Below are 26,433 nucleotides of genomic sequence, written 5' to 3'. Positions count from 1 at the left end.
CACTGAAGACGCTAAATAACAGCTTTCAGTTATTATTCCACAAAATAGGATGTTTGTCCTAATATTTGTTGTTGTTTACTATAAATAATTAAAGAAAAGAACTGTTGTTAACTTGATGGATGTGTCTCTCTCTCGCAGTATGTACCAAGGTAAGGCGATGAATGGAATTCAGTTGACTCAACTGCTGAAAGCCGATGCCAAAACTGTAACCTTGCCGATTATTTTGGTGACAGCACACGCGATGGAGGGCGATCGAGAGAACTTTCTGAAGCAAAGCGGTGCAGATGGATATATCTCGAAGCCTGTCGTTGATCATCAAGCCTTTGTGGATCAGATCATGGCGTTGCTGCCGAAATCGTAACGGCATGACGTTTCGCATCGATACATTGGTACTATTCTAGCGCGATTTTGCCCCGGTCGAGTGATTCAGGGGCTAGGTTGTAGCCCTTGAGAAAGCGCCGGATCTGATAAGCGAGATCAAGCTGTACTTGTTCGTTTGGGATGAGATTGAAGGTTGAGTGTGTGGGTCGTTTAAGATTCTGTTAGATATTGTTTGTAGCCCAATTCATCAAGTTTCGCTTGTTTTCCGCGTACCATTTCTGCAAGGCTTTGACGGTACCCTTGCACTTTGGCAAATAACTCGGCATCGTGGCTTGCGAGAATTTGCACCGCGAGGAGTCCTGCATTTTTGGCATTGCCGATCGCAACCGTCGCCACCGGAATTCCAGCAGGCATCTGCACGATCGAGTACAGCGAATCCACACCTTGCAGCGTTTTTGTTTGTACCGGAACGCCGATCACAGGTAAAGCTGTCATCGATGCCACCATTCCTGGCAAATGCGCTGCGCCTCCTGCCCCGGCAATAATAACTTTCAAACCTTTTGTGTGTGCCTGTTTTGCGTACTCCATCATCCGTTCTGGGGTGCGATGGGCTGAGACAATTTCGACCTCGCAAGGGACACCGAATTCTTCGCAAACCGAGATCGCAGCTTGCATCGTCGGCAGATCCGAGTCGCTGCCCATAATAATTCCAATCAACGGCTGAGTCATATGCGAAGATCCAAAACGAATGCAATCAAGTGTGACAAATGCGCTTTTTGATTATCAATGCTCAAGTACCCGGTTTCCAAGGATTGCAGCAAATTTTGATCGATGAGGTGGTTTTAGAGATTGCGCCTCGGATTGAAATAACGGCTCCGATCGTTGATGTTGCCGGGGATTGGATTTCTCTGGGCGGTATTGATTTACAGATTAATGGTGCATTGGGACTAGCATTTCCAGATCTCAATTCGGAAAACTGCGACCAGTTAGAGAAAATTTGTCAGTTTCTCTGGAATCAAGGTGTGGATGGATTTTTGCCGACGATCGTTACGACTTCAATCGACAATATCCAACGATCGCTCTCGGTTCTTGCCGACTCTAACCTACCTCAAATCCTGGGCGTCCACCTCGAAGGGCCTTTTCTCAATCGACAAAAGCGCGGCGCACATCCCGAAGAATTTCTTCTGCCGCTTGATGTGGAAACTGTAAAGCGGGTGTTAGGTGATTATGCGGAGATCGTCAAAGTGATCACCCTGGCTCCCGAACTTGATCCAACAGGTGAAGCGATCGCGTATCTCAAATCTTTGGGAATTACGGTGAGCTTGGGACATTCGCAAGCCACTGCGGAGCAGGCGCAGCAAGCCTTTGATCAAGGCGCTTCGATGGTGACACATGCTTTTAACGCGATGCCGAGTTTGCACCACCGGGAACCCGGACTGCTCGGAGCCGCGATCATTAATCCGAGTGTGTACTGCGGTTTGATTGCAGATGGACAGCATGTTTCACCGAGCATGATCGAGATTTTGCTGCGCTCTAGTCAGTACGATCGTGGAATTTTTTTGGTCAGCGATGCGCTTTCGCCGCTTGGATTACCCGATGGGCGCTACCCTTGGGATTCGCGTGAGATTGAGGTGATTCACGGAACAGCAAGATTACTTGATGGCACACTTGCGGGAACGACGCGATCACTCTTGTCTGGGGTGCAAAATTTAGTGAACTGGAATATCTGTGATCTTGGAACCGCGATCGCGCTTGCAACAACCGCTCCACGCGCTGCGATCAATCTACCTCATTCTTTCCTGAAGCAACCTGTTAATTTTTTGAGATGGCGAAAAAATGGAACGATCGCACCGCAGCGACTCACGTTTGATAAAAAGTTTGCATAAAAAACGGGGCACGGTTCAGGTGCCCCCAAGATACTCAGATTGACTTGTCAAAGCAAAAGTTCCCTCACAGCCTCGAACAAACCCGTAGAATCACGAGCAACTGTTGAGGTATTTGGGGTTTTGCCTCTCCGTAGAATACCTGAGTGATTTGTGTCATAGGTGCCGCTACATCAAAATTTCATCAGAACCTCATGTTTCTACAGAAATTATTAGCAATTCAAAAATTCTCTTGATTGCTAATTGAGAAAAATTGCTGCGGACTGGCTCGTTTAACTTTTTCGTAGGTCGGGGACGATCGAGTAATACGATAGGTAAAAGGGAATCAACAAAAAGAAACACAGATTTATGAACGGAGTCGATGATAAAACCGAAGTGCGTGAGTATTTCAACGCAACGGGCTTCGATCGCTGGCGCAGAATTTATGGCGATGGTGAGGTAAATAAAGTCCAGCTTGATATCCGCACTGGACATCAACAGACGGTTGATACGCTGCTTGGTTGGCTCAGAAGTGATGGAAATTTAGCAGGTTTAACCATTTGTGATGCGGGATGCGGGGTCGGAAGTTTGAGCATTCCGCTAGCGCAAGAAGGCGCGAAGCTGTTTTCTAGCGACATTTCCGAAAAGATGGTGGGTGAAGCAAAGGAGCGAGCGAGCGAACTTGGGCTTCAAGACAATCCGGCTTTCGCTGTACAAGACTTAGAAACCCTGAGCGGCAAGTATCACACAGTTGTTTGTTTGGATGTGTTGATTCACTATCCGACGGAACAAGCGACAGATATGATCAAGCATTTGGCAAGTTTGGCGGACGATCGTTTGGTTTTGAGTTTTGCACCGAAAACCTTTTTGCTAACGATTCTGAAGCGGATCGGGGAGTTTTTTCCGGGCCCCAGTAAAACCACTCGCGCTTATCAGCATCGTGAAGCCGATATTGTGAAAGTGCTGGAAAGCTGTGGCTTTAAAGTTAAGCGCACAGCAATGACTAGCACGAAATTCTATTTTTCGCGAATGTTAGAAGCAGTGCGTTAAATATACGTAAGTTAGATCCAGCTCTGTATCGTTTAGCGTCTACAGGATAGGGAAAATTCCTTATCCTGTTTCTCTAGATCTTGTCTTTTGGTGGGGGTGTCACTTTCGTTTTAATCAAGCCCTGTTCAAGTTGTTTCAACAGTTCAAAATCTTGATCAGGTAAAGTTCGATCGCCGCTCTTCTCTAGAAAGTTAAACGCCGCCCGAAACTCTTTTGCATCGGCTGCGATCGGTGCCTCTAAATGACAGGGAATCACGCGCTCAAAGTCCCAACTGGCAACCTTTTCCGCCCAATCAATCACGATCTGCGGTTCCCGATTCAGGATCAATCTCTGCAAAATTGGCGCAACGATCAATCGATGTTTTCGTAACGCTTCAAACGATCGCTGCCACCCTGCTTTCCAGTGGAACGGATACCAACCGAAGAAGGCTTTTTTCGAGCGATCGGGCGCTTTGGCGACTTCACGTACCGACGGAACTAAATCGGCAACCTCTAAACCACTGGGTTGAAAGTAAAACGTAAATAATGCAACACGCTGCCAACCTTTGCGGCGATTGGCTTCGGTATCTTCAATGCCCTCCGCTCCCGTCTCACGCGAATGAAACAACAACGGGTAAGGATCAATTTGCAGGATTTCTGGCGCAGCTTCTGGAACTGATACAACAGAATCCGTCACCATCAGTGTTTTAGAGCGTCGATCGAACAAGGCAATCTCTTCAAACGGGCCTAATCCCAATCGAATTGGGCCTAATTTCGTATACTCAAACTGATCGCCAAAGGGAACCGATCGACCATCGAGTAAATGCGTCCGATCGCGAGGAAATCCCAACCAAGACAACGGTAGATTAACTGGATAGCTCCATTGGTCGGGTGCAACATAAATTTGAGCATTAGGAAACTTCCGAGCGAATGGCGGAATAAATACTTTATGCTCTAAACCCGAAGCAGTTGGAAGAATAATATATTTAACGTCGCCGTGAACGGAAACAACATCATCCAGCAATCGCAAGCATTCAACGGTTGGGGCAACAGGCGCATATACTAAAAGCCCACCTGCATCAAGCTTTACAACCGTCATCCGAATCGGTGTAACAACGTAGAAAATTCCCTGAAGCTGTTCAAATATCCAAACAGCATTTTCGACGACTTCGCGCCTGATCGTCCGACGCTGGCTATAGGGATAAATTGGCACTGTAAACCAATAAAACCACGATCGTTCACGCGGACTGATTTGACTGTTTTGCACCGATCGCATCATTGCCTAGACTCTTGTTCACTTGATTTAGTCTCTCACGCATCCTGAAACGATAGCGCATTCAGAAATAAACGCGGTCAAGCTACCAATACCGAACCACAGAGTAAGCGTCTAAAAGCTTCTCCTTCTGTTCCAAAAATCTGAAGCACTTCGAGGTCTCTATCGGTGTCTCCTCATTCCGCATAGAGTGGAAGATACGGTGTGGGTCGATCGCCCTCCTCTGCTCATCCCGAATTATCACCCAAATTTTGGCATTTGAACGTGTGATAAGTTGTGCGAGTGATTCATTCTACTTGGGAATTGATTGTCAGCTATGTCATCTACTAGGTTGAACCAGATAGTGAAATGGGTCATTGTTACTTTGAGCATTGCGATCGCTTACAGCGTTTCCGCTACCCTTTGTCTAGTTTTTGCCCCCTTACCGGGTAAAGTGACCGCTATCTGGTTGCCCTCCGGCTTAACTCTGGCATTTTTTACCTGGTGTGGATGGTTGGCATTTCCAGGGATTGCTCTAGGGTCACTGATTGGGGTAGTACCGGATTTTCTCAAAGTAGAGCCGCCCCTTTCAATTCCTGTTTTCGTTTTCCTAAATCTTGTATGCGTTGTTGCTAATTGCCTTCAGCCAGCCGCTGGCGTTGCCCTCATTAAACGGTTAACCGGTACGTCGCCTGCATTTAATCAAGTCCAGTCTGTGAACGGTTTTATCGTAGCAGCAGTAGTTTCGCCGATGTTATCCGCCACGATCGGGATTACTTCTACGTGCTTAGTACAGCTTACACCGTGGACAGACTATGGTGTCGCTTGGTTGACCTGGTGGCTGGCGAGTATGCTGGCTCATCTGCTGTTCACCCCTCCTTTACTCCTGTGGCGATCAAACGGGAGATTTTGTTCACGCGCTCAGTTCTGCGGGATGGTTCTCGCTTTAGGACTGAGCCTGGTGATCGGTTGGGTCGTGTTTATTCAGAACTATCCCATTGAATATACGTTCTTGCCTATCTTAATTTGGTCAGTTTTTCGGTGCGGTGGATTTTTCACCAGTGTACTGGTTTGCATCATCTCGGTGATCGCGATCATGATGACCTCTCAGGGATTGGGATCATTCATAACCAACTCTACAACAGGTTCCCTGTTGTTGTTGCAGTCGTTTATTGCCGTGTGTTCTATTACGACATTAGTATTGGGGGCGGTAATCCAGGAGCGTAGAGCAGCGGAGCTGGCTCTAGAACGAACGCTGGACTCTTTAGAACAGCAAATCGAAGAGCGGACGGCTGAGTTGCAGGAGAGCAAGGCAACTCTCGATGGTTTTTTTGCAGCAGCTCCAGTCGGTTTAGGGATTGTGGATCACCAGTTGCGATACGTGCGGATTAACCAACTCCTCTCAAAGATGAATGGTTTGTCGATCGAGCGACATCTAGGTCAAACCATCTGGCAGGTGCTTCCGAATTTGGCTTCCAACCTGGAACCCGTTTATCAAAAGGTGCTCATGACTGGGCAACCCGTTTTAAATCAGGAGGAAAGTGGTAAAAGTCCTGTACAGCCAGAAGTGAAGCGTACCTGGTTAACCTCCTATTTCCCCATTACATCGACTCATCATGCACCTTCCAAGGTGGGGGTCATTGTGATGGATATTAGCGATCGCAAAAAAATGGAATTACAACTCCAACTGCAAGCTCGCAGAGATAGTCTTACTGCGATTCCGAATCGACTTCATTTTCAGGAATCGGCTGAAGCAGAATGGCGACGCTGTAGCCGTATCCAGAAACCCCTTTCCCTAATTTTGCTGGATATCGATGAATTCAAGCGCTACAACGATGCTTACGGGCACTTAGCTGGGGATGCCTGCCTGATTCAATTTGCCAACCTACTCCTGACGGTCGTGAATCGCGCTGGGGATGTGGTTGCACGCTATGGCGGTGAAGAATTTGTTGTCATCTTACCGGATACAGATGCGGAAGGAGCGGTTCGTATTGCCCAACTGATTCGTCAGCGACTTCATCAAAAGCGAATTCCCCATCCCGGTTCTTCCGTTGCGGCTTATGTAACTGCTAGCTTGGGCGTTGCGATCTGTCTTCCCAATCCTAGTTTGCAGGTAAACGATTTAATTCAAGCCGCTGATGAAGGTTTGTACGAGTCAAAGCGACAGGGGCGCGATCGCATTACGCTCAAAGTCATTGGCATATAGTTACGATCGCTCGTCTTGGGTATCAGCCTGAAAGTAGTGCGATCGCGCTTTGGGAAGGAATATTAGGAGCGATCGTCAACTGAACTAACGTTCGCGCTCACCGGATATAGATAGCCTTTATTACTCAACCAACCATTCTGATACATTCCAGCACAGCGCAATTGTTAGTTTGCTGGTAGCTACTTATCCCACAGCATTTAGGTTATTTGCCAAATCAGCAATTTCTGACTTGCTCTCAAAACCACGGTAATAAACTGGCAAAAACCCTTTAGGTGGATTAGAATTATATTCTTTAAACCCAAGCAGTAATAATAAGTCTTGATCGGCTTTAGTATAAGCAAAAGCAAGAAATTTAAACGTTCTTCCATCGTCTGAAACTGTGTTAAGCCAGTGTTTTATAGCCTAGGAGAGTAGCAAATGAAAGATTTCTTCCGACGTGTGAATAAGCACTACTCCAGACACGTACCATGTCTTACAGCTTAAAACTTGATTTGTTGAAACGATGTCATGGCAACGAATACTTTGCTCTCTTTTTCGTAGTTCTTTTAGATCTTCAAAGCACTCCTCTGTAAGCGGAAATATCCCTACAGAACCCAAGATCTCTAAACCACGTATCATGATCAGAATGCCTGACGGGTATTGTGTCCACCACTCCAAAAAAATTTCAAAATCAATATTGTAATCACCGTAAGCCTGTGGATCGATCTTCCGTAGCTGCTTTAATGTTTCCTTGTCTTTAACAGTCGTAAATTTCAGCTTTGTATCTTTTCTTATCTTTGATTCAATCTTTATTTACTTGTTGTCGTGTTGGTTTTGGCGGCTTAAATGTAATGTAGCAGTATAAAACATAGAGCCATACCAAAAGATTTGGTATACCAACAAGTAACTTCACTGACAAAGATTCTATAGTGATTACTTGACCTAAAGTAGTTGTTGTTGAAAAAACAGAAGCAGCAAGAATAAGAGCTTGGGAGCGCTTGTCAGACATAAAGTAACAAAATCTAATACTTTATTCTTCCATGATAACTATAATCATCAATTACTTCTGGCTACTTAAAGACAATCTTTCGGTATGCCCCAACAGGTACATGAAGCAAACTGACTCTTATTACACTGAAGTTTTCTACACATCATCCTGAATCAGCGTACTATGCGGAATATTTCCGGCATATTACACCGTTTTGGAATGCTATACGGAAATCTTTCCGCATAGTACACTCCTACGACTGCATATGCAGTCGTCTTCCATATATTTTCATATGCAAAATAAGCTGATTTAACTCCATCGCTCTCAACAATCCCTCTAATTCGGAACTCGATACCGAGTAGCAATAAACGAGAAAAATCGGTAGTAGTTGCTAAACTGCCCACTCGGAGCAATGCCGCGCCAGTGATATCTCACGTCTTTATGGTCGATCGTTAACATCATCGTGCTAGTCTGCGCCTCGACCTTCACCTCTAATCGTCCGGGTATCCCCTGCGCCGTTGTAAAGTTCGTCAGCTGCGATTTTTGAGTCGATCGCTTTAACTTCGCCCAACTACGAATCTCAAACCCCGCATTTTTCGGATCATTGAAGGCAATGCCATCTTGATTTTCCGGCGGAATCGAATCAATCCAGCCCTCCGGATACAAAAACTCAAAGCCAAATCGAGGATTCCGGTAGGTCTGCCAGCGGTCAGGAAGACTGTCCTGCTGAGAACTCGATCGCTCCCACGGCAAGCCATTGCAGCTTGTCAGTCCAATCACTCCCACCAAAATCCAACTCAAACCCTGCTTCATAATGTAAATGAATGTAACAATATTGCCGTCATGCTGGCATACCGTCTTGACAGCCTCAGAGATGCCAGATATCGTAATTGCATACCCGGGTAAAACGACTGAAAGTTCTATGCAAGACAAGCAGAAAGTTACGTTGTATCTCCCGCCCGAATTGCACCGCAAGCTAAAAATCCAAGCGGCGATGAGTTCTGAGGCGATGTCAGTCCTCGCAGAGAGGGCGCTCGACTTTTACCTCACATACCCGGAGGTTGTTGAGCAGCAAGAAGAAGCTCATGGTCAAACCCATCGGATTTACGACTGTCCCAGTTGTACCACTCCGGTAGTCCTGCGAAACGGCGAGTTGAATGCTTTAGGGCACTCCTCAAACGCTGTTACTCAGGATGAGCTATCGACCGTTTCGATCGGGTCTTCCAGCGAAGAGAAGGTTGTCGTTCCCTGCTAGTTTCCATTGCAGAGTTCGCAGTCTGATCGGTTCGCTTCACACATCTGCACCGTTGTTAGTGGGTCGCGGTTATGCAAGAAGAGCTAAATATCCTGTTACAGGCTCAATATCCTTTAATTTATCTTGTAACTTCGGAAGAAGAGCGGGCAGAGCAAGCGATCTCGATTCTTGCTCAGACGAAACCTTCCAAGCGGTTGTATTTGTGGACAGTGACTCACGGAATTGTGGAGTATGGTCAGCCTCGCAGCGTGACCCAGCACAACACAGTTTCTCCAGAAGCTGCGATCGAGTGGGTGATGCGACAGCGCGAACCCGGCATCTTTGTTTTCAAGGATTTGCACCCGTTTATTGATTCCCCTGCGGTGACTCGGTGGTTGCGTGATGCGATCGCCAGCTTCAAAGGAACGCAAAAAGCGATCGTGCTGATGTCTCCGATGCAAAACATCCCGATCGAGCTGGAGAAAGAAGTCGTTGTGATGGACTTCCCACTTCCCAACATGGCTGAGTTGAATCAAGTTCTCACCGCTCAGCTTGATCAAGTTCGGACTCGCCGGATTACGACCGAGACCCGCGAAAAGCTTCTAAAAGCGGCGTTAGGTCTGACCCGCGACGAGGCAGAAAAAGTTTATCGTAAAGCTCAGGTAACTGCTGGACGCTTAACGGAAGAAGAAGTTGACATTGTTCTTTCTGAGAAAAAGCAACTGATTCGACGCAACGGCATTCTAGAGTACATCGAAGAAGATGAAACGATCGATTCGGTGGGTGGCCTCGATGAGCTGAAGCACTGGTTAAGACAGCGATCCGATGCCTTTACCGAAAGAGCGAGAGAGTATGGACTGCCCCAACCTAAAGGAATGCTGATTCTGGGTGTTCCCGGTTGCGGAAAGTCACTGATTGCCAAGACGACTTCACGGCTGTGGGGCCTGCCTCTCCTGCGACTAGATATGGGTCGAGTTTACGACGGCTCAATGGTGGGTCGATCAGAGGCGAACCTCCGCAACGCGCTCAAAACTGCGGAATCGATTTCCCCCGCGATCCTATTCATCGATGAAATGGATAAAGCGTTCGCTGGCACCACTGGCTCAGCCGATTCTGATGGCGGGACTTCCAGTCGGATCTTTGGTTCCTTCCTCACCTGGATGCAAGAGAAAACCTCTCCAGTGTTTGTGATGGCAACTGCGAACCGAGTCGAGCGCCTTCCGGGAGAATTCCTTAGAAAAGGTCGATTTGACGAAATCTTCTTCGTTGACCTCCCGACCACTGAAGAGCGTAAAGAAATTTTCCGAATTCACCTCGCGAAACGCCGCCGAGAGATCGAACGTTTCGATCTCGACCAACTCGCAAACGTCTGCGACGGCTTTTCGGGAGCGGAGATTGAGCAAGCCTTAGTGGCAGCCATGTATGAGGCATTTGCTCAAGATCGAGAGTTTACCCAGTTGGACATCATTGCGGCATCGAGAGCGACTCTGCCGCTGTCCAAGACAATGACTGAGCAGGTTACAGCCCTTCGGGATTGGGCTAGGCAGCGTGCGCGACCTGCGGCAGCCTCAGTTGCTGAATATCAGCGACTTGAGTTCTAAAAGGCTTTTGTCCTGCTTCCCACAGGACAAAGGGCTGGGCAACTGTCCAGCAGTATGAACACCTGTTTTGCAACTTGAGTACGCAAGTACTTGGAGTTACAAAACATCTAAAACCTAAACGTTGTCGTTGTTATCAACTTTCCACGGAGGAAACCTAAAATGTCTCACTTTAGCACTCTTCGCACCAAAATCACCGACGCTGAAATCCTCAAGTCCTCGCTTCGCGATCTGGGCATCTCGGTTAAGACCGAAGCTGATGTTCGTGGCTACAACGGTCAGCGCGTTCGTTCTGACATTGTTGCAGTTCTCGACGGCGAATATGATTTGGGCTGGTCGCGTAACGCTGATGGTTCGTTTGACCTGATCGCTGACCTCTGGGGTGTTGCGAAGAAGCACAACCAAACTGAGCTGATCAACTCGATCAACCAGAAGTACGCTGTGAACAAGACCTTGGCTGAAGTCAAGCGCCCTGGCTTGAACAATGCAAACGTGAAATTGGTTGTTCAAAAATAGTTTCTCTGCGCGTTCCCAAGCTGGCGGGTTAACTTCTTACAGTTAACCCGTTTTTTTGTTTGAGCGATTAGGCTACTTACTTGCAATTGATTAGAGCTTCAATATCTGCTGCTACGATCGTTTCCAGGTTGCGCGTAATTTTCTCAATGTCCCAATTCCACCAAGCAACTTCAAGCAACGATTGGATTACGTCATCGTCAAAGCGCTGACGAATAGGCTTGGCTGGATTGCCCCCAACGATCGTGTAGGGTGGCACATTACCGACCACAACAGATTTTGCGGCAATGATGGCTCCATCTCCCACCTTCACTCCTGGCATAATCACCGCTTCATAACCAATCCACACATCATTACTGATGACGGTATCGCCTTTGTAGGGGAGTTCTTCAGGTTGAGGAGTTACTTTTTCCCAACCGTTGTTAAAGATGTCAAACGGATAAGTCGAGAACCCACTTAATTTGTGATTTGCACCATTCATGATGAACTTAATTCCTGTTGCCAAAGCACAGAATTTTCCAATGATTAAGCGATCGCCAATGAATGGGAAATGATATAGAACGTTGCGCTCAAAATTTTCTGAATCCTCTGGATCATCGTAGTAAGTATAATCACCAATAATAATATTGGGATTTGACACCGTATTTTGAATGAAGCAGATTTGCGGAAATCCCTTCATTGGATGCTTATCTTTTGGGTCTGCTCCATACATGATTAGCCGCTCCTAGCCTTATATTGCAGATGACTCTGGACAGCAGAAACTCAGCTCTATTTACTAGGGCACAGGTTTTACTCAGGAAGCTCCAAGAGTTCCGACGGTTCCATTTTTTCATATTTCTCAAACGGTTGATGAATCCAGGGATTATGCTCCAAATAATCCACATAATAATCGGGCTTGATCACAGAGCAGGCTTTGTACCAGAGAACAGCAGTACGAACTTCCTCGATATAGAAGCCGTAGTGCCGATCGAGCCAAGGAATCGCCTTTTGCAACGTCACGCCCGAATCCACTAGATCATCGACCAACAAAACCTGACTGCCCAAATTCAGCGTCGTCATCGTCAGATCTTTTGAGAAGACGAGCGTACTCCTCGACTGACTGCCGCTGCGATATGAGGAAGTCGATAAAATCGCCAGAGGCATATCGAAGATGCGGGCAAGCACATCGCCGACGCGCAATCCCCCCTTTGCCAAGCAGACGATTTGATTAAACTGCCAGTCCGATCGGTAGATTTGAGCTGCAAGCTTTTCGATTAACAGATGATAATCTGACCAACTGACATGAAGATCGGACTGAGTGGAATCGGGCATAGTGAAGTCAAAAATAGATAAGTTTTTCTGCAACCTGCGGATTACACAGGTGAAGACGATGAAAATAATACAACTGTTACCCCGGATTCTGCGACTTTGTTATGAATAATTCTGCTAACCAGCCGATTTCTGAAAAACTCGACCTCAAAACAAAAATTGCTTATGGAGCCGGAGATTTAGGCCCTGCAATCACGGCAAATATTTTGATCTTCTATCTCTCGCCGTTTCTGACGGATGTGGCGGGGTTAAATCCTGGACTGGCTGGACAAACACAATTGGTCGGGAAGGTCTGGGATGCAGTCAACGACCCGATGGTTGGGGTGATGAGCGATAAGACTCGATCGCGCCTTGGTCGCCGCTACCCCTGGATTTTGGCGGGTGCAATTCCGTTCGGTTTTTTCTTTTTCCTGCAATGGATTGTGCCCAAGTTTAGCGACAATCCAGACGGGCAGCAGTGGGGGTTGTTTTGGTATTACACTTTTATTTCGATCGCGTTTGGGTGGCTCTATACGGTGGTGAATTTGCCTTACACAGCCCTCACGCCGGAGATGACGCAGGATTACGATGAGCGCACCAGTTTAAACAGTTACCGATTTGCGTTCTCGATCGGCGGCAGTATTCTCTCGGTCGTGCTGGTCGGCATCATTGGCTCGATGTTTCCCGAAGTGCGGCAGCGCTATCTGGTGATTGGTGCCGTCTGTGCCGTTTTGGGATCGTTGCCGTTGTTTTGGTGTGTTTGGGGGACGTTCGATCGGATGAAAGCGATCGGGCTACAGCGCCCTGAATCAGAGCAACCTGTCTCGATACCGATCGCGCAACAAATCAAAATTGCCTTCAGCAACCGTCCATTTCTATTTGTCGTTGGGATTTATCTGTGTTCTTGGCTGAGTTTTCAGCTTACAGCAGCGATTATTCCTTACTTTGTCGGAAGCTGGATGAGACTAAATAGCCCGTGGGCAGTTCCAAGCGTGGTGTTAGCCGTGCAACTGACTGCAATGCTCGTCCTTCCGCTGTGGAATGCGGCGAGTCAGCGAATTGGCAAACGGGGCGTTTATGCTGCGGGCATGGTGCTGTGGATTATTGCACAAGGCGGGTTGTTCTTTTTGCAGCCGGGACAGTTGACCTTGATGTATGTGTTGGCAGTGATGTCAGGATTTGGGGTATCGGTCGCGTATTTGATTCCCTGGTCAATGTTGCCGGATGTGATCGAACTCGATGAACTGCAAACTGGACAGCGCCGCGAAGGAATTTTCTATAGCTTTGTGACATTTCTGCAAAAGGTTTCTTTGGGGATTGCGGTGGCGATCGTGCTGCAAAGTTTAGGGTGGGCAGGATATGTCAAGCCAACTGAAGCAGTTCAACTGCCTGTTCAGCCAGATGAGGTGTTGTTAGCGATTCGACTGTCGATCGGCCCTGTTCCCACGATCGCGCTGCTCATTGGCATGGTGTTGGTGTATTTCTATCCGATCACGCGAGAAGTTCACGCAGAGATTCGTCTGAAACTTCATGAGCGCAAGCACAACCCGTCTTAAGTTGCGAAAAGTGTAACCGATCGCACGATTCATCCAATGCGATGGCAAAGTAGGTACATTCTTAAGTACGGCAATTGTGATGATGAGTCCAGTTCAGAAATCCATTCAGAAGTTACCTTGGCAACGGTTGAGTGCCATCCCAATGGCAATCGGTATTGTTAGCTTATCGATGATCAGTCCGGTTCAGGCTCAGGAGAAATTAGTGCGAACCTTAACTGTCACAGGTCGCGGGTTTGAAGATATCCAAACGACACTGGCACAAGTGCGATTGGGGGTCGAAGTCCAAGGCAAAACCGCTAATGAAGTGCAGCAAGAAGTGGCTCGCAAATCGAATGCAGTCGTCACCTTCTTGCGATCGCGCCAAGTCGATAAGCTCGAAACCACGGGAATCAATTTGAGTCCTCGATATGATTACACCAACAACCGTCAAACCCTAGTCGGCTACACGGGATCGAATAATGTTTCGTTTCGAGTTCCGACCGAGCGATCAGGCGAGATCATCGATGAAGCGGTGAAGAGAGGCGCAAGTCGGATCGATGGGGTCAGCTTTGTCGCGTCAGATGAAGCGATCACCGCCGCCCAAAAACAAGCGCTCCGTAAAGCCACTCAAGAGGCACAAGCTCAAGCAGATGCAGTATTCAGTGCCTTGAATCTAACCCGTAAAGACATTGTGAATGTTCAGGTGAATGGAGCCTCTGCACCGCCGCCCATTTTCCGGGATGCTGCGGTGATGGAGTTACGAAATGCAAAGGTTCAAGCCGCTCCGAGTCCGGTCGTTGGGGGAGAACAGCGAGTCGAAGGATCGGTCACATTACAAATCAGTTACTAACTTCTGCGGAGAGATGAAATATTTTTATCTGCATGGATTTGCTTCAAGTCCACGATCGACCAAAGCTCGTCAACTTTGCGATCGCTTTCAATCGATTCATCTCTCCCTAGAAGTTCCTGATCTAAATCAAAACGATTTTCCACATCTCACCCTGACCCGCCAAATTCAGCAGGTTAAAAGCCTGTTGCACGACGAACCTGTAACGTTAATTGGTTCTAGCTTTGGGGGATTAACTGCCGCTTGGATTGCCGAGCAGTGTGATCAAATCGATCGCGTCGTTTTGCTTGCACCTGCATTTAATTATTTAAATCATTGGCTTCCTGCATTCGACCCATCTGACCTAGAGCGATGGCGATCCGGGGTGCCAATTTTGATCTATCACTATGGCATAGGTGGATCATTACCTTTGAATTACGATATTGTTTCAGACCTCAAAAACTACGACGAAGCCCAGATCAAGAAACCCATTCCAACCTTAGTCTTACATGGAGTCCACGACGAAGTGATTCCGATCGCTCAAAGCCGCTTGTATGTAAAAGATCGATCGTGGGTAAATTTGATCGAATTGGACAGCGATCACAGTCTAGTGAATCAAGAAGCGCAGATTTGGCAAGCGATTCAGGAATTTTGCAGCTTATAGAATTTTAGTGATGCGATCGCGCTTGACTAATGATAAGTTATAGAACAAATACACTATTAACCTTTACATCTCCTAACTGGAGGGTAAATCTGCTCGAAAGTAGGGTTTACAGAGTTCAGATTTTTGAGGATTATCTATCTTGCAAGAGACAAGTTTATCTCTGAACTTTCGCTATGTTTGAGAGATAGCGAAAATTAAAGTTGAATTCTGCTACTGTCCGAATGCTGGAATTTTGCTCCAGCGAGACAAACTAGGTTATTGTTTCCAAGGTATTTAGTATGGAACCTGAAGTGAAAGAAATGGAAGCCTCCACCGTCGAAACTCCGACGATCAAAATGGACGAAGCTGGAACGCTTGCGCCTGTCTCTAGCAATTCAAGCAGCGAACAGTGGCGCGAAATCGCCGACAAGACTTATTCGGTTTTGGCATCGCTGCCGGAATATCTCGGTCGATTTTTCTCAGAGTACCGCAAACCTTTGGTGACGGTCGGACTGATTTTTGGCTCGATCGTTTCGGTCAAGCTCACCCTCGCCCTTTTAGGTGCGATCAACGACGTTCCCCTATTACAGCCGACCTTTGAACTGGTTGGACTGGGCTACAGCATCTGGTTTGTGTATCGATATTTGCTGAAAGCCTCCAACCGTGAGGAATTAGGGCAGGAGTTCAACAAGCTCAAAGAACAAGTGGTTGGTCGTGTGACGCAATAGAGCGCAGTCGCAACGATCATGAAATCGGGGGGCTGATTTACAGCCCCCTGTTTTTGTTGAATTGGCTGTCACACAATGGCTTGACCTCGAAGCCTGATTCCTTCATAGTTTTTTGATATCAGCACTGCTCGATCCAAACAAGATTTGTTAGGGTCAGGCACTTTAAGATCAAAATAACGATCATATTTTTGATGCAACCTTTAGCGGCTATGCACTTTTGTAAACAGCTAATCAGACCATTACTCGTGATCAGCGCTTTCGGTTTAATTGCGCTGCCCGCATCGGCGCAGTTGAGCAATGCTCAAGTCGATCGGATCGTTGAAGCCCTACGCCAAGCCTCAAAACCCGAAAAGCCCAACACTGGACTATTTAGTGATTGGCAAGTCAAGCCCGACAATATCCCACGCTGGTCAAAAGCCTGTACCGGACGATCGCTCTCTCCATCTGAATTTGAAGCAAATTCAGGCATTGCTCGATCGATTGTGACTTGCATCGTGCGCGACGTGCTGAAAGAAGAAGCAAAAGCGATCGGCAATAATGAAACGGCTGCGGTTCAACGAGTCGCAGCTTGGTGGATGACGGGCGACGCGAATAAGTTCAATGCACGAGAAATCGCGCCTTATGTGCAAAAAGCACTGAGAGTCTACCAGCCCACCGTTGCGGAAAAGCCTGAGAAACCGAGCCGAAACGAAACATTCTACGATCGCTACATGACCGCAGGCTATGCCGCTGCTCAGCGCAAGGATCAGAAAGCGGCTCGGCTCTACTTCCAACGGGCACTCGATGAGCGTCCACAGGATCAATTTGCCCTGCAAGCCCTCCGCAATCTAGGGACTGCAAATCGCGGCTCTAGCCGCACCACTCCGATTACTGAGAAACCGACGAACCGTTAGGAAAGTTATGAATGCTTTGAAGTTTGTAAATCGCTCTGCTGCATTTTTGAGTAGCGCTACTTTACTGTTGGGCGCGACGATTCTTCCAATGCGATCGACTCTTGCTCAGACGGCTCAGTGGACAAAGATCACGGAAAATTCGGTCAAAGATCAGTTTTTTGTCGATACCAGTTCGATTCAGCGAAATGGCTCGATCGTCTGGTACTGGGAATATCGCCAGTTTCCAGACGCGAATAATGCGCTACTCGACGTGAAGGTTGATCAGCCTGTACATGGTGCAGTCATGCGCTGGTCGGCGGATTGTGCTGCTCAATCGCAGCGTCTTAGGAAAGTGAACGCTTACACAACGAATCGGAAGCTGATTCAAAAATTTGACTATGGCGATACGGGAATGTTGCTGCAACCGAAAGCGGGGAGCAGTACGCATAAAGTGATGGAATTTGTGTGCCGATCGCCCGAAAAAAAGTAGCATTCGATTAACACCGCCACCGGAGCACCTGTTCTTTTACGGGATTTACAAACGATCGCATCTCAGTTTGCGATCGCGTAAATTCCGCCTTTAATTGGTAATACCACCGCGCCTGAGTATCTGCGTCTTTAATTAGCATTAATCCAGGATTGTGTTTTAGCCCGATTTGCTGTTTCACCACCATTTCACGATCCTGATTCAGAAATGTCCGAGTCGCTGGAACCAAAAACGGCTTGAGTAGATTAAACCAAGGAATGGTTGAATAAAACAGCGTTGTGACCTCAGTTTCATTGTCATTCAAGGGGGTCATCGTTGTTAAATTACAAACGCGATGCTGCTTGGTAATCACTTGCTCAAACCGCACACCCGGAAGCTGAAACGAAATCTCGACCTCTGGATCACCACCAACTAAATCGTAGAGCAGCGTCGATCGCTCCAGTTTGTGCCGCCGCATCGTGAACCCTAACGGCGATGGATCAAAGGTTTTCACTTCTTCTGCTAAGGTCGGATCAGAACGCCACCACCACGATCGGTGGACAAATGGCACATGAGCCGGATCCATTAATCCAACGACCGCATGATCGAGATACGCGGGGAAATTCATCACGACCACAGCTTGATAGGTACTGTCGAACCCTGGAACCTGCGGCGGTTCATCTTCGGGAAGGCTCTGATCCTCAGCTCCCATAAAAATCCAGACATTCCCCTGAAGCTCTCGCACCGGATACGATCGCACCCGAAATCGAGAAAAATCAAGCGTTTGATCCTCGGTTAAGGCTGGAATTGCTGAACATTTTCCAGTTTGATTAAATCGCCAGCCGTGATAGGCACATTCCACTTCAGCGCCGTCAAATCGTCCACAGCTTAAGGGAACTGCGCGATGCGGACAAATATCTCGCAGCGCGAAAATGTCACCCGATCGCGTTCGTCCGAATAAAATCGGTTCGTTTAGAAGAGTTTTTGCGATCGTTTGTCCCGGTTTCAGCGATCCGCCCGGAAGCGCGTAATACCAGAGATTCCGAAGAAAGAGCGGTTTATCCATGCTTATCGTGCTGCCCGTACCAATAGCCAACTCACCGCGCTCAGTCCTACCACCGTGGGTAACCAAGCCGCCAGAACTGGGGTGAAAATTTCCAATCGCCCGAACGCATCACACACGAATGAAAGCAAGTAATACGTAAAGATAATCAAAATGCTAATCGCAAAGCTGGTGCCTTTGCCGCCGCGTCGAGGACGAGTTCCCAGCGTTGCCCCTGCCAACCCAAAGACCAAGCAGACAAACGGAAACGCGATTTTTTGCTGAATTCTCATCGTGAGCTGGTTGACGCTCTTTTGGTTGCCGCTCTGCTCCACCAGCTTGATATAGTCCTGCACCTCAGCGATATTCATCTCGGCGGAATCGGTTTTACGAGTGGCAAGGTCGAGCGGGGTGCGGGGAAGTTGGATCTGCTGCCGCTCGAATTTGAGAATATTTCGGTATGAGCCATTCGGAGCGACGAGATAAATCGTGCCGTCGGAGAAGTCCCAGGTTTGCTGCTCGAAGTTCCATTGGGCAGAATTAGCGGTGATAATCTGGTTGAGTCCTTCTTGGGAAAAATCCAGCACCGTTAAGGTTTTCATCTGCACTCCGTCGAATCGCTGGGCGTAAAAAATTCGCTCAAGCTGCTGCTGCGACGCTCCATCCTGCTTCACCTCGCGATACTGCTGGAACACAATATTCTTTTCGTCAAACTTCGGCTTGTCTTGCTTTAAGGCTTGCTCTAGGGTGACCCCTGCTTGATATTTTGCGGCGGGAACGATCGCTTCATTAAATGCAAAGGTCAGCAGCGAAACCAGAAAACTCAGCACCACCACAGGCACGATCAAGCGATAAATGCTAATCCCCGCACTCCGGAGCGCAATCAGTTCGCTATCTGTAGACAGACGGCTATAAACCATTAAGGCGGAAAGCAGCGTTGCCATCGGGAACGACAGCGCAATAAATTCTGGTGTTCTTAACAGGAGAACACGGGCAGCGATCGCGATCGGCAGTCCCAGTTCGGTCATCTGCCGGATGAGATCGAAAATCGCCCCAACCGACACCAAAATCGACGAAAACGCAGCTACGCCAAATATAAACGGACTTGCTAATTGACGAGCAATATAGCGATCGAGCACAGAAATTGGCGATCGCAGTCGGAAGGAAGCGGAAGACATAAGGCTTTAACGCTGGAAGTTATCTCCAAGGTAATACTGACGGACTAAGGGATTGTTGTAAAGTTCCTCAGCGCTGCCAGAGGCGAGAATCTGACCGTCTCGCATAATGTAGGCGCGATCGATAATTGCTAGAGTTTCGCGAACATTGTGATCGGTAATCAGAATACCCATTTGGCGATCGCGCAGTTGAGCAATGATCTCTTGAATTTCGGCAACGGCGATCGGATCAACCCCGGCAAACGGTTCATCGAGAAAGAGAAATTTCGGGCCTTCGACTCCGGTTGCCAGCGCTCTTGCCAGTTCGGTGCGGCGGCGTTCTCCTCCAGAAACCTGAATGCCTAGCGACGAGGCAACTTTTTCGAGCCGAAATTCTTTCAGCAGGTTGTTGAGGCGATCGCGCCATTGCCAGCGCGGAACTTTGGTTTGCTCCAGCACCAACAGAATATTGTCTCGCACGGTTAAATACCGAAAGATGCTGGGTTCTTGCGCCAGATAGCCAATCCCTAAATGAGCGCGTTTGTTAATCGGTAGATCGGTCACATCTTGATCGTTCAGCCAAACTTTACCGCTATCAGGCTTCTCTAACCCAGTTGCGATATAGAATGTCGTCGTTTTCCCGGCTCCATTTGGCCCCAACAGTCCAACCACTTCGCCTTGAGCGACTGACAAACTAACCCGATTGACGATCAAGCGATCGCCAAACGATTTGTGAATGTTTTCTAGAACGATTCTCAAAACCCGCTCCTGGGACTATCAACAGAGAAAGACAACTGGTTAGCGATTCTTGGATTGAAACTGAGGTCTCGGACTGAACGGGGCGGGAGTTGCGGGTGTAGGCTGGGCAGGTGTCGCGGGAGCTTCGATCAGATAAATGGCTTCGACTTGCTTGTTCGGCTGGGGCAGTGCAACGAATCGCCCTTCATCAACTAAATAGGTAATGACTTCCCCGCGCAGGCTGTTGCCCTGTTGCAGCACGTAGACATCGCCCGACAGCACGATGCGCCGCTCGTTGCTGTAGTAAATCGCTTGGGCAGAAGTCGCTTGGATTTGACGTGCGGGGTAATTAATTTGCACATTGCCCCTTGCTACCACGACTCCAGTTTTGGCGTTGGCTTCGGTGGTGTTGGCTCGGAGGGTGAGCGGGGTTGAAGTAGCGGCGGGAGCTTGAGCAGAACTGCTGCCGCTGGCAATCACCGAGGCAGCAAGGATCGGGAGGAAGAAGAGCGATCGGAGACGAAGCATGGCTGAGAACTGCATAAAGGATCGGGATGACCTCGAATATATCACTGTAAGAAAGTTAATCAAATTTGATCAACTGCATCTTTGAATATTCCGTCAATATAGTGTGCTGTATCTAACGACGAGTAGCGAGCCTAACATGTTTCAGAGCAAGTCCATCTGACGCTTTTGGATCATTGGCGGATGTAGGAAAATGCGATCGTCACCGTCCTGCGGTGGATCGGCAGTGAGAACGATTTGAGCGACACGATCGGCTCCAGCCGCTTGAATCTCGCTCAGCAATTCAGAACCGTCGTCGATCAATTGCTCCACGTCTATTCCACCATATTCCGGTTGATATTCTCGCAGACGGTTTAAGCCTTCTCCCATCAGAATCACAGCCCCTCGCCAGTTGTGATTTCCGAGGTGATACAGGCCCACTGCGATTTGTAGAATGCCCTGATAAAACTTCTTCTCGAACATCGGGGCTTCAATCCAAATCGCTTCTAGCGTGTCGTGACAAGCGTAAAATTCACCCTGATTAAACTGATCGATGCCTTGCCAAAATTCTTCTGAAACTTCGGTGTCCATCTCCCTCCTAAACCTTATCCTGTAATTGCGACTGCAACGATCGCTCCCTTCCCACAATAATCCCCGGATGCACTGAACTTGGCATTTGATCGCCCCACAACACCCATCGGCTATCGCTTGGTAAAATGTTCAAGCTTTGTGGATTTTGCGTTAACCAAATCACTGTTGCATCTAGCAACGGAGAGAATTGCGTGTCTTCGTCGGGCTGAATTTCTGCCAAGGTTTCTAACACGGCTGAACGTCCCCGAATCAGTCCGGTTCCTGCTGTCCAAAGTCGGATCGGTAGAGTTTGACGATCGCCATAAAAGTACAGCGATGCCGCTGCGGTCACGGCTTCTTCAAACGCTTCCGCCTTCCAGTTGGCTGCACTGTCGATCGCAACCACAATCTCCCGCCCACTGGTAAAGGTTTCCAACTCGCGCACCCGTAATTCTCCGTATCGGGCACTACTGCGCCAGTGAATTATCCGCATCGGATCGCCCCAGCGATAGGGTCTGAGCGATCGCGTCATGCCCTCGGTGGCTGGAATGGGGCGCTGTGCTTGAAGCTGCAAACTGTTTTGCTGTCCGAGTTGATCAATTAAAGGACAGCGTTGTAGTGGAAGAACGGTGGGGTAAATCAGCGCGATCGCGTCGATCTGAAAAGATTTGCGCGACCAAAACAACCCCAAAGGGGCAGCCGTGCGTAATCGAACCTCATGCCATCGATAAATGCCGCGTCGCGTTGCAGGATACTGGTACACCCAGTAGTAGGAATTGTTGGGGTTAATCAACTCCACTACGCGCTGGACGGGCGATCCCAGCACCGAAGGAATTAAATCCTCCGCTTGAATGAGTGATTTACGCTGGCGGGTTGAGTTCTGGATCAATAGCTCGATCGTCACGGGTTCTCCGACGCTCACAGGCTGAATCGGGCGGCGGGTGAGCGTGAGTCCTTGCAGGGTTCGCCGGGAGAGAACGGCTGCGATCGCCATCAGCGCAAATACAACGCCACTCATGATATACAGCCAACCCGCCATCGAGTTAGTCGCGGCGAGAAAGAAAAATAACCCCATCCCTCCCAGAAGCCAGCCACTATAAGCAGGATTTGTCCACCGGGATTCGAGCCAATCGGTCAGCCGAGTAACGCTACGCATGATCTGTGAAGGATTTACAAAGAAGTCTAAGTTGAGGATGCACAGACTGAGCCATTGGCGAACCTTTTACGAACCTTTTGCTGCAAGTGCTTCAGTAATTTCTAGCAGACTCGATCGCACCTTCCGTGATTTTACGTTCACAAACTTTCTGCAAATTTAGTTTCTTTGTGTTTATACGATCCAGAATTTCCGCTACAGTCGTAAAAATTAAAGTATTTCTCACATTGCATTTCTCGCATTGCACTTCTCACCTTGCCCCCGATTTGCCCATTGCTTCCGATGATGGTCTTCATGTCAGCCTGAGTCTATGACACAAAATCCTAGTAATGAGCCAATCCGGCCCCGATCGTTCGATCCGGCGATCGCCAAACCCAATGTCCCACCACCGCCGATGATGCCGGCGCGAGTTAATCGGGAGCAGTTGGCTACACCCACGATTCGCCAGATGGTACGAGACGCTTTTGCAAAACAGGCATCTGATATTCATCTTCGGGTTGGAGAACCGCCGCGCTATCGAGTGGGTGGACAGATGGTACTTCAGTCTCAGCCTGCGATTTCTTCAGAACTGTTTGATCAGTTTCTCTCGGAAATTCTCACTCCAGAACAGCGCGATCGATTTCGGCAAGAAAAAGAACTTGATACCGCAATTCACTATCCGGGATTGCTGCGCTGTCGAGTGAACTGCTTTGAGAGTTTGACGGGTGGCGCGATCGTGCTGCGGCTAATTTCGCTAAAAGTGCCGACGATCGATTATTTAGGATTGCCTTCGGTGCTGAAATATCTCGTCAGTCATCAGCAAGGCTTAATTCTGGTGACAGGACCCACCGGATCAGGAAAATCGACTTCGATCGCAGCCATGATTCGCCATCTGAACGAAACTGAGCAGCGCCATGTTGTGACCATCGAAGAGCCGATCGAATATGTTCACACCTCTGAGAAATGTTTGATTAGTCAACGAGAAGTTGGTTTACATACGCACGAATTTCATCGTGCTTTAAGAGCAGTATTACGTGAAGACCCGGACGTGATTTTGATCGGAGAAATGCGAGATCGTGTGACGATCGATACGGCATTAAAGGCGGCACAAACCGGACATTTAGTATTAGGAACCCTGCATACGCGGGGTGCAATTCCAACGCTCAATCGCTTACTCAATATCTACAATCCTGATGAGCAGGCTGCAATGAAAATTCAGATTGTAGACTCTTTACTTGCCATCATTTCTCAACAGCTATTACCCGCAACAGACGGGCAAAGAACAGCGGCACACGAGATTCTAATTAACACGCCTGCCATGCAAGATTACTTGATCAAAGGCAACGAAATTGATGCATTCCGATTGATGGAAACGGATACGAATGAAGGAATGCAGGTGATGAATCAAGCGCTGTGTGAGTTGATTCTACTGGGTAAGATTACCCCAGAAGATGCGGTGAAAGCCTCACCAGATCTGGGTGATTTACGTCGTCGAGTCCGGAATGAGGGATACGATCCAGGACGTTCTGCGAACCGTGAATTTGATCTTTTGGCGCGGGAATATCGCCCGGTTTAGGTTGATCGCTAAAATCATCAAAGATTATTGAACGCTTATTCCTGTTTGCTCAACTTAGGGTGAAATGGGTGTATTACGATCGAACGCTACTATGTCTTGCTATCAACCCGCTCAATTCATCCAGCTTCATGATTTTCTATCGTTAGAGGATCGCACTAATCTGTTAAATTACGTCCTTGCTCGCGAGGATCAATTTGCTGCGACTACAACCTCAACAGGTGCGATCGACTATCGCCAATCCAGCATTCTTTACTACTTCAAAGAATACGAGAACTGGATGGTTGAGAAGGTTAAGCTGATTATCCCATCTTTAATAGAAGCCTGGAACATTCAAGCTTTTTCGATTTCTCAAATCGAAATTCAACTTACAGCCCATAACGATGGAAACTATTACAAAATTCATAACGATAATGGAAGTGAAGAAGCTGCAAATCGAATTATCTCCTATGTCTACTATTTCCATCGAGAACCTAAGAGTTTCTTCGGAGGTGCATTAAGAATATACGATCTAAATTTAGAAAGTAGCTCCTATATTCAAGCTGATTCTTATCAAGATATCGAACCGATTAACAACAGTATCGTGTTCTTTCCCAGTCATTTTCTCCATGAAGTGCTACCTGTGACTTGTCGATCGCGCCGCTTTGCCGATAGTCGCTTCACTCTGAATGGTTGGATTCGTCGCGAAACGTCACACAACGTCACACTATGACTAAAATTAAAAGCGTTGCTAATGCTTGAGACACTTATGAGTCCGAACGTTGAAATCTACACCTGGAGCACCTGCCCCTTCTGTATCCGCGCCAAAGCTCTGCTCGATCGTAAAGGCGTTCAATACACCGAATACTGTCTAGACGGAGACGAATCCGGACGCGCAAAAATGGCGGAACGCGCCAACGGTCGCCGCTCTGTCCCCCAAATTTTCATCAACGACCAGCACATCGGCGGCTGCGACGATATTCACGCTCTAGAGCGATCGGGCAAGCTTGATCCGCTGCTGGCAGCATAGTTGATCCGAAGATGGGTAGGGAGTGGGGAGTAGGAAGAAAGAACTGTGACTTCACTTTTCCCGCTTGCAAAGCGTAACGCCATCTACTCCCCCACTCCCCACTCCCCACTCTCCACTACACATCTTAACTACCGTGAAAATTGCATTCATCATCGACCCCATCGATCGCCTCGACCCCACTCACGACACCAGCGTGGCGTTTATGGAAGCAGCACAACAGCTAGGGCATGAAGTCTGGATCACACAGGCAAATCGGCTCAGCGTCGTTGAAGGGAAAGCTTGGGCAACGCTCGAACGAGTCAAACTGGTTCCCGTCACCTTGGGCGATAATCGCTGGATCGCCGTCGATCGCTGGTTTGAAATCGAGCCGCCCACCTTTGCGCCGCTCGAAACGATGGATGCCGTGTTTATGCGAACCGATCCTCCAGTCAACACTGCCTATCTCTACGCGACCTACATCCTCGACTACATCGACCCGACCAAAACTAAAGTCATTAACTCCCCCTCCGGCATCCGGGCAGCAAACGAAAAAATGTATGCGCTGCAATTTACCGAAGCGATTCCCGAAACGATCGTGACGCAAGAAAAGCGCGTGATTCTGCAATTTCTCGAACAGCAAGGAACCGCTGTCCTCAAACCTCTAGGCGGCAAAGCGGGTGAGGGTATTCTCTTTCTGCAATCGGGCGATCGCAATCTCAATTCCATGATCGAAATTAGCACCCAGCAAGGGACACTCCCGATCATGGTGCAAACCTACCTCCCACAAGCTAAAGACGGCGACAAGCGGATTATTCTGCTGAATGGAGAACCGATCGGAGCCGTCAACCGCATTCCCACAGGCAACGAATTTCGCGGCAATATGGCAGTCGGCGGACGGAGCGCCCAAACTGACATCACCGATCGAGAACGCGAAATCTGTACCCAACTCGCTCCAACTCTACAGAAAGACGGTCTATTTTTCGTCGGTATCGACGTAATTGGTGGCTACCTCACTGAAGTCAATGTCACCAGTCCGACCGGAATTCGTGAGGTCGATCGACTCAACAATACTCAGTTAGCGGTGCAGGTGATTCAATCGATCAAGCTTGTAAAGCAGAAATAAGGTGTTTCCTGAGTTGACGACTCCAAAGAAGGTAGCCAGCGACAAGCCCCCTTGCGCTAACTACCCCTGACAAGGGTGACCTACCAACCCTTGCTGCACCCAAGCTAACCTAACGGATCAACTGCATCGGTCAAGGCGAGGTAAAGAAATTACAACCAGACGATGAAGATATGACCGAATCGGAAAACTTCAATCTCAGCCGACGATCGAACTCACTCCCTGTTGGTATCGTGCTTGTTAGTCAAAGCGTTCTGTCTGTCGGACTAATGT

The 26,433-nt window shown here is 48.2% G+C and carries 27 protein-coding genes and 1 pseudogene; 17 read left to right on the top strand and 11 right to left on the bottom strand.

The genetic code is table 11. The annotated features are described in order from the left end of the window. Nucleotides 1-112: 112 nt before the first annotated feature. Nucleotides 113-361: pseudogene (locus NC980_RS04655) on the top strand (response regulator); the annotation flags it as partial. Between the two features lie 170 nt (nt 362-531). On the opposite strand, the gene purE reads toward NC980_RS04655, so the two are convergent. Further along, nucleotides 532-1,050: a 5-(carboxyamino)imidazole ribonucleotide mutase gene (gene purE, locus NC980_RS04650; RefSeq protein ID WP_190379943.1), complete on the bottom strand. Its 519-nt coding sequence runs from the start codon at nt 1,048-1,050 to the stop codon at nt 532-534. Nucleotides 1,051-1,088: 38 nt separating this feature from the next. Between purE and nagA the strand changes: the two genes are divergently transcribed. Then, nucleotides 1,089-2,207, top strand: coding sequence for an N-acetylglucosamine-6-phosphate deacetylase (nagA, locus tag NC980_RS04645; RefSeq protein WP_190379942.1), 1,119 nt, complete (start codon nt 1,089-1,091; stop codon nt 2,205-2,207). A 345-nt stretch (nt 2,208-2,552) separates the two neighbouring features. Further along, nucleotides 2,553-3,233, top strand: coding sequence for a magnesium protoporphyrin IX methyltransferase (gene bchM / locus NC980_RS04640; RefSeq protein ID WP_190379941.1), 681 nt, complete (start codon nt 2,553-2,555; stop codon nt 3,231-3,233). Between the two features lie 73 nt (nt 3,234-3,306). Here the strand turns inward: bchM and NC980_RS04635 are convergent, their stop codons facing one another. Then, a complete protein-coding gene (locus tag NC980_RS04635) occupies nt 3,307-4,488 on the bottom strand; it encodes a DUF4336 domain-containing protein (RefSeq protein ID WP_190379983.1) in 1,182 nt (393 codons plus the stop codon). A 340-nt stretch (nt 4,489-4,828) separates the two neighbouring features. Between NC980_RS04635 and NC980_RS04630 the strand changes: the two genes are divergently transcribed. After that, entirely contained in the window at nt 4,829-6,670 is a 1,842-nt protein-coding gene (locus NC980_RS04630) for a diguanylate cyclase (protein ID WP_199298791.1), read from the top strand. A gap of 1,303 nt (nt 6,671-7,973) precedes the next feature. On the opposite strand, the gene NC980_RS04625 is transcribed toward NC980_RS04630, so the two are convergent. Then, a complete protein-coding gene (locus NC980_RS04625) occupies nt 7,974-8,450 on the bottom strand; it encodes a PsbP-related protein (RefSeq protein ID WP_199298790.1) in 477 nt (158 codons plus the stop codon). Nucleotides 8,451-8,559: 109 nt separating this feature from the next. On the opposite strand from NC980_RS04625, the gene NC980_RS04620 reads away from it, so the two are divergent. From NC980_RS04620 to NC980_RS04610, 3 genes are all read left to right on the top strand, one after another. Beyond that, complete coding sequence (locus tag NC980_RS04620; RefSeq protein ID WP_190379939.1) at nt 8,560-8,892, top strand: hypothetical protein; 333 nt, start codon at nt 8,560-8,562, stop codon at nt 8,890-8,892. A gap of 71 nt (nt 8,893-8,963) precedes the next feature. Further along, nucleotides 8,964-10,472, top strand: coding sequence for an AAA family ATPase (locus NC980_RS04615; protein WP_190379938.1), 1,509 nt, complete (start codon nt 8,964-8,966; stop codon nt 10,470-10,472). A gap of 159 nt (nt 10,473-10,631) precedes the next feature. Next, complete coding sequence (locus tag NC980_RS04610; protein ID WP_059000258.1) at nt 10,632-10,985, top strand: DUF1257 domain-containing protein; 354 nt, start codon at nt 10,632-10,634, stop codon at nt 10,983-10,985. A gap of 76 nt (nt 10,986-11,061) precedes the next feature. Here the strand turns inward: NC980_RS04610 and NC980_RS04605 are convergent, their stop codons facing one another. Then, nucleotides 11,062-11,694, bottom strand: coding sequence for a Vat family streptogramin A O-acetyltransferase (locus NC980_RS04605; protein WP_190379937.1), 633 nt, complete (start codon nt 11,692-11,694; stop codon nt 11,062-11,064). A 77-nt stretch (nt 11,695-11,771) separates the two neighbouring features. Next, nucleotides 11,772-12,293: a phosphoribosyltransferase family protein gene (locus NC980_RS04600; protein ID WP_190379936.1), complete on the bottom strand. Its 522-nt coding sequence runs from the start codon at nt 12,291-12,293 to the stop codon at nt 11,772-11,774. Between the two features lie 101 nt (nt 12,294-12,394). Here NC980_RS04600 and NC980_RS04595 point away from each other — a divergent pair, with 101 nt between their 5' ends. From NC980_RS04595 to NC980_RS04570, 6 genes are all read left to right on the top strand, one after another. Then, nucleotides 12,395-13,825, top strand: coding sequence for an MFS transporter (locus tag NC980_RS04595; protein ID WP_190379935.1), 1,431 nt, complete (start codon nt 12,395-12,397; stop codon nt 13,823-13,825). Between the two features lie 82 nt (nt 13,826-13,907). Beyond that, nucleotides 13,908-14,654, top strand: a complete 747-nt coding sequence (locus tag NC980_RS04590; RefSeq protein WP_190379981.1) for an SIMPL domain-containing protein — start codon at nt 13,908-13,910, stop codon at nt 14,652-14,654. A 13-nt stretch (nt 14,655-14,667) separates the two neighbouring features. Further along, nucleotides 14,668-15,294, top strand: coding sequence for a YqiA/YcfP family alpha/beta fold hydrolase (locus NC980_RS04585; protein ID WP_190379934.1), 627 nt, complete (start codon nt 14,668-14,670; stop codon nt 15,292-15,294). A 278-nt stretch (nt 15,295-15,572) separates the two neighbouring features. Further along, nucleotides 15,573-16,001, top strand: coding sequence for a CAAD domain-containing protein (locus NC980_RS04580; RefSeq protein ID WP_190379933.1), 429 nt, complete (start codon nt 15,573-15,575; stop codon nt 15,999-16,001). Nucleotides 16,002-16,246: 245 nt separating this feature from the next. Beyond that, a complete protein-coding gene (locus NC980_RS04575; RefSeq protein WP_190379932.1) occupies nt 16,247-16,894 on the top strand; it encodes a hypothetical protein in 648 nt (215 codons plus the stop codon). Nucleotides 16,895-16,901: 7 nt separating this feature from the next. Then, nucleotides 16,902-17,363: a surface-adhesin E family protein gene (locus NC980_RS04570; RefSeq protein WP_190379931.1), complete on the top strand. Its 462-nt coding sequence runs from the start codon at nt 16,902-16,904 to the stop codon at nt 17,361-17,363. 7 nt (nt 17,364-17,370) lie between these two features. Here NC980_RS04570 and NC980_RS04565 read toward each other — a convergent pair whose 3' ends face one another. The 6 genes from NC980_RS04565 to NC980_RS04540 all read right to left on the bottom strand — a co-directional run bounded on the left by NC980_RS04565 (nt 17,371) and on the right by NC980_RS04540 (nt 22,503). Continuing rightward, nucleotides 17,371-18,405 (bottom strand): aromatic ring-hydroxylating dioxygenase subunit alpha, encoded by a 1,035-nt coding sequence (locus NC980_RS04565; RefSeq protein WP_190379930.1) that lies wholly within the window; start codon nt 18,403-18,405, stop codon nt 17,371-17,373. A 2-nt stretch (nt 18,406-18,407) separates the two neighbouring features. Beyond that, a complete protein-coding gene (locus NC980_RS04560; protein ID WP_190379929.1) occupies nt 18,408-19,559 on the bottom strand; it encodes an LptF/LptG family permease in 1,152 nt (383 codons plus the stop codon). Nucleotides 19,560-19,565: 6 nt separating this feature from the next. Continuing rightward, nucleotides 19,566-20,294, bottom strand: a complete 729-nt coding sequence (gene lptB, locus NC980_RS04555) for an LPS export ABC transporter ATP-binding protein (protein WP_190379928.1) — start codon at nt 20,292-20,294, stop codon at nt 19,566-19,568. A 39-nt stretch (nt 20,295-20,333) separates the two neighbouring features. Beyond that, on the bottom strand, nt 20,334-20,801 hold the full coding sequence (locus NC980_RS04550) for an LptA/OstA family protein (protein ID WP_347273472.1): 468 nt from the start codon (nt 20,799-20,801) through the stop codon (nt 20,334-20,336). Between the two features lie 141 nt (nt 20,802-20,942). Next, nucleotides 20,943-21,368 (bottom strand): DUF309 domain-containing protein, encoded by a 426-nt coding sequence (locus NC980_RS04545; protein WP_190379926.1) that lies wholly within the window; start codon nt 21,366-21,368, stop codon nt 20,943-20,945. A gap of 7 nt (nt 21,369-21,375) precedes the next feature. Next, nucleotides 21,376-22,503, bottom strand: coding sequence for a DUF58 domain-containing protein (locus tag NC980_RS04540; RefSeq protein WP_190379925.1), 1,128 nt, complete (start codon nt 22,501-22,503; stop codon nt 21,376-21,378). Between the two features lie 391 nt (nt 22,504-22,894). Between NC980_RS04540 and NC980_RS04535 the strand changes: the two genes are divergently transcribed. The 4 genes from NC980_RS04535 to gshB all read left to right on the top strand — a co-directional run bounded on the left by NC980_RS04535 (nt 22,895) and on the right by gshB (nt 26,163). Further along, a complete protein-coding gene (locus tag NC980_RS04535; protein ID WP_347273469.1) occupies nt 22,895-24,055 on the top strand; it encodes a PilT/PilU family type 4a pilus ATPase in 1,161 nt (386 codons plus the stop codon). A gap of 91 nt (nt 24,056-24,146) precedes the next feature. Continuing rightward, on the top strand, nt 24,147-24,764 hold the full coding sequence (locus NC980_RS04530; RefSeq protein WP_190379923.1) for a 2OG-Fe(II) oxygenase: 618 nt from the start codon (nt 24,147-24,149) through the stop codon (nt 24,762-24,764). 36 nt (nt 24,765-24,800) lie between these two features. Further along, entirely contained in the window at nt 24,801-25,061 is a 261-nt protein-coding gene (gene grxC, locus NC980_RS04525; RefSeq protein WP_190379922.1) for a glutaredoxin 3, read from the top strand. Between the two features lie 133 nt (nt 25,062-25,194). Continuing rightward, a complete protein-coding gene (gene gshB / locus NC980_RS04520; RefSeq protein WP_190379921.1) occupies nt 25,195-26,163 on the top strand; it encodes a glutathione synthase in 969 nt (322 codons plus the stop codon). The last annotated feature ends 270 nt before the right edge of the window (nt 26,164-26,433 follow it).

The sequence above is a fragment of the Leptolyngbya sp. AS-A5 genome, from assembly GCF_039962495.1.
In the GTDB taxonomy this organism is placed as follows: Bacteria; Cyanobacteriota; Cyanobacteriia; order Leptolyngbyales; family Leptolyngbyaceae; genus Leptolyngbya.
Note: the sequence above shows the minus strand (reverse complement) of the source record. Positions and strands in the feature narration are given on the sequence as shown.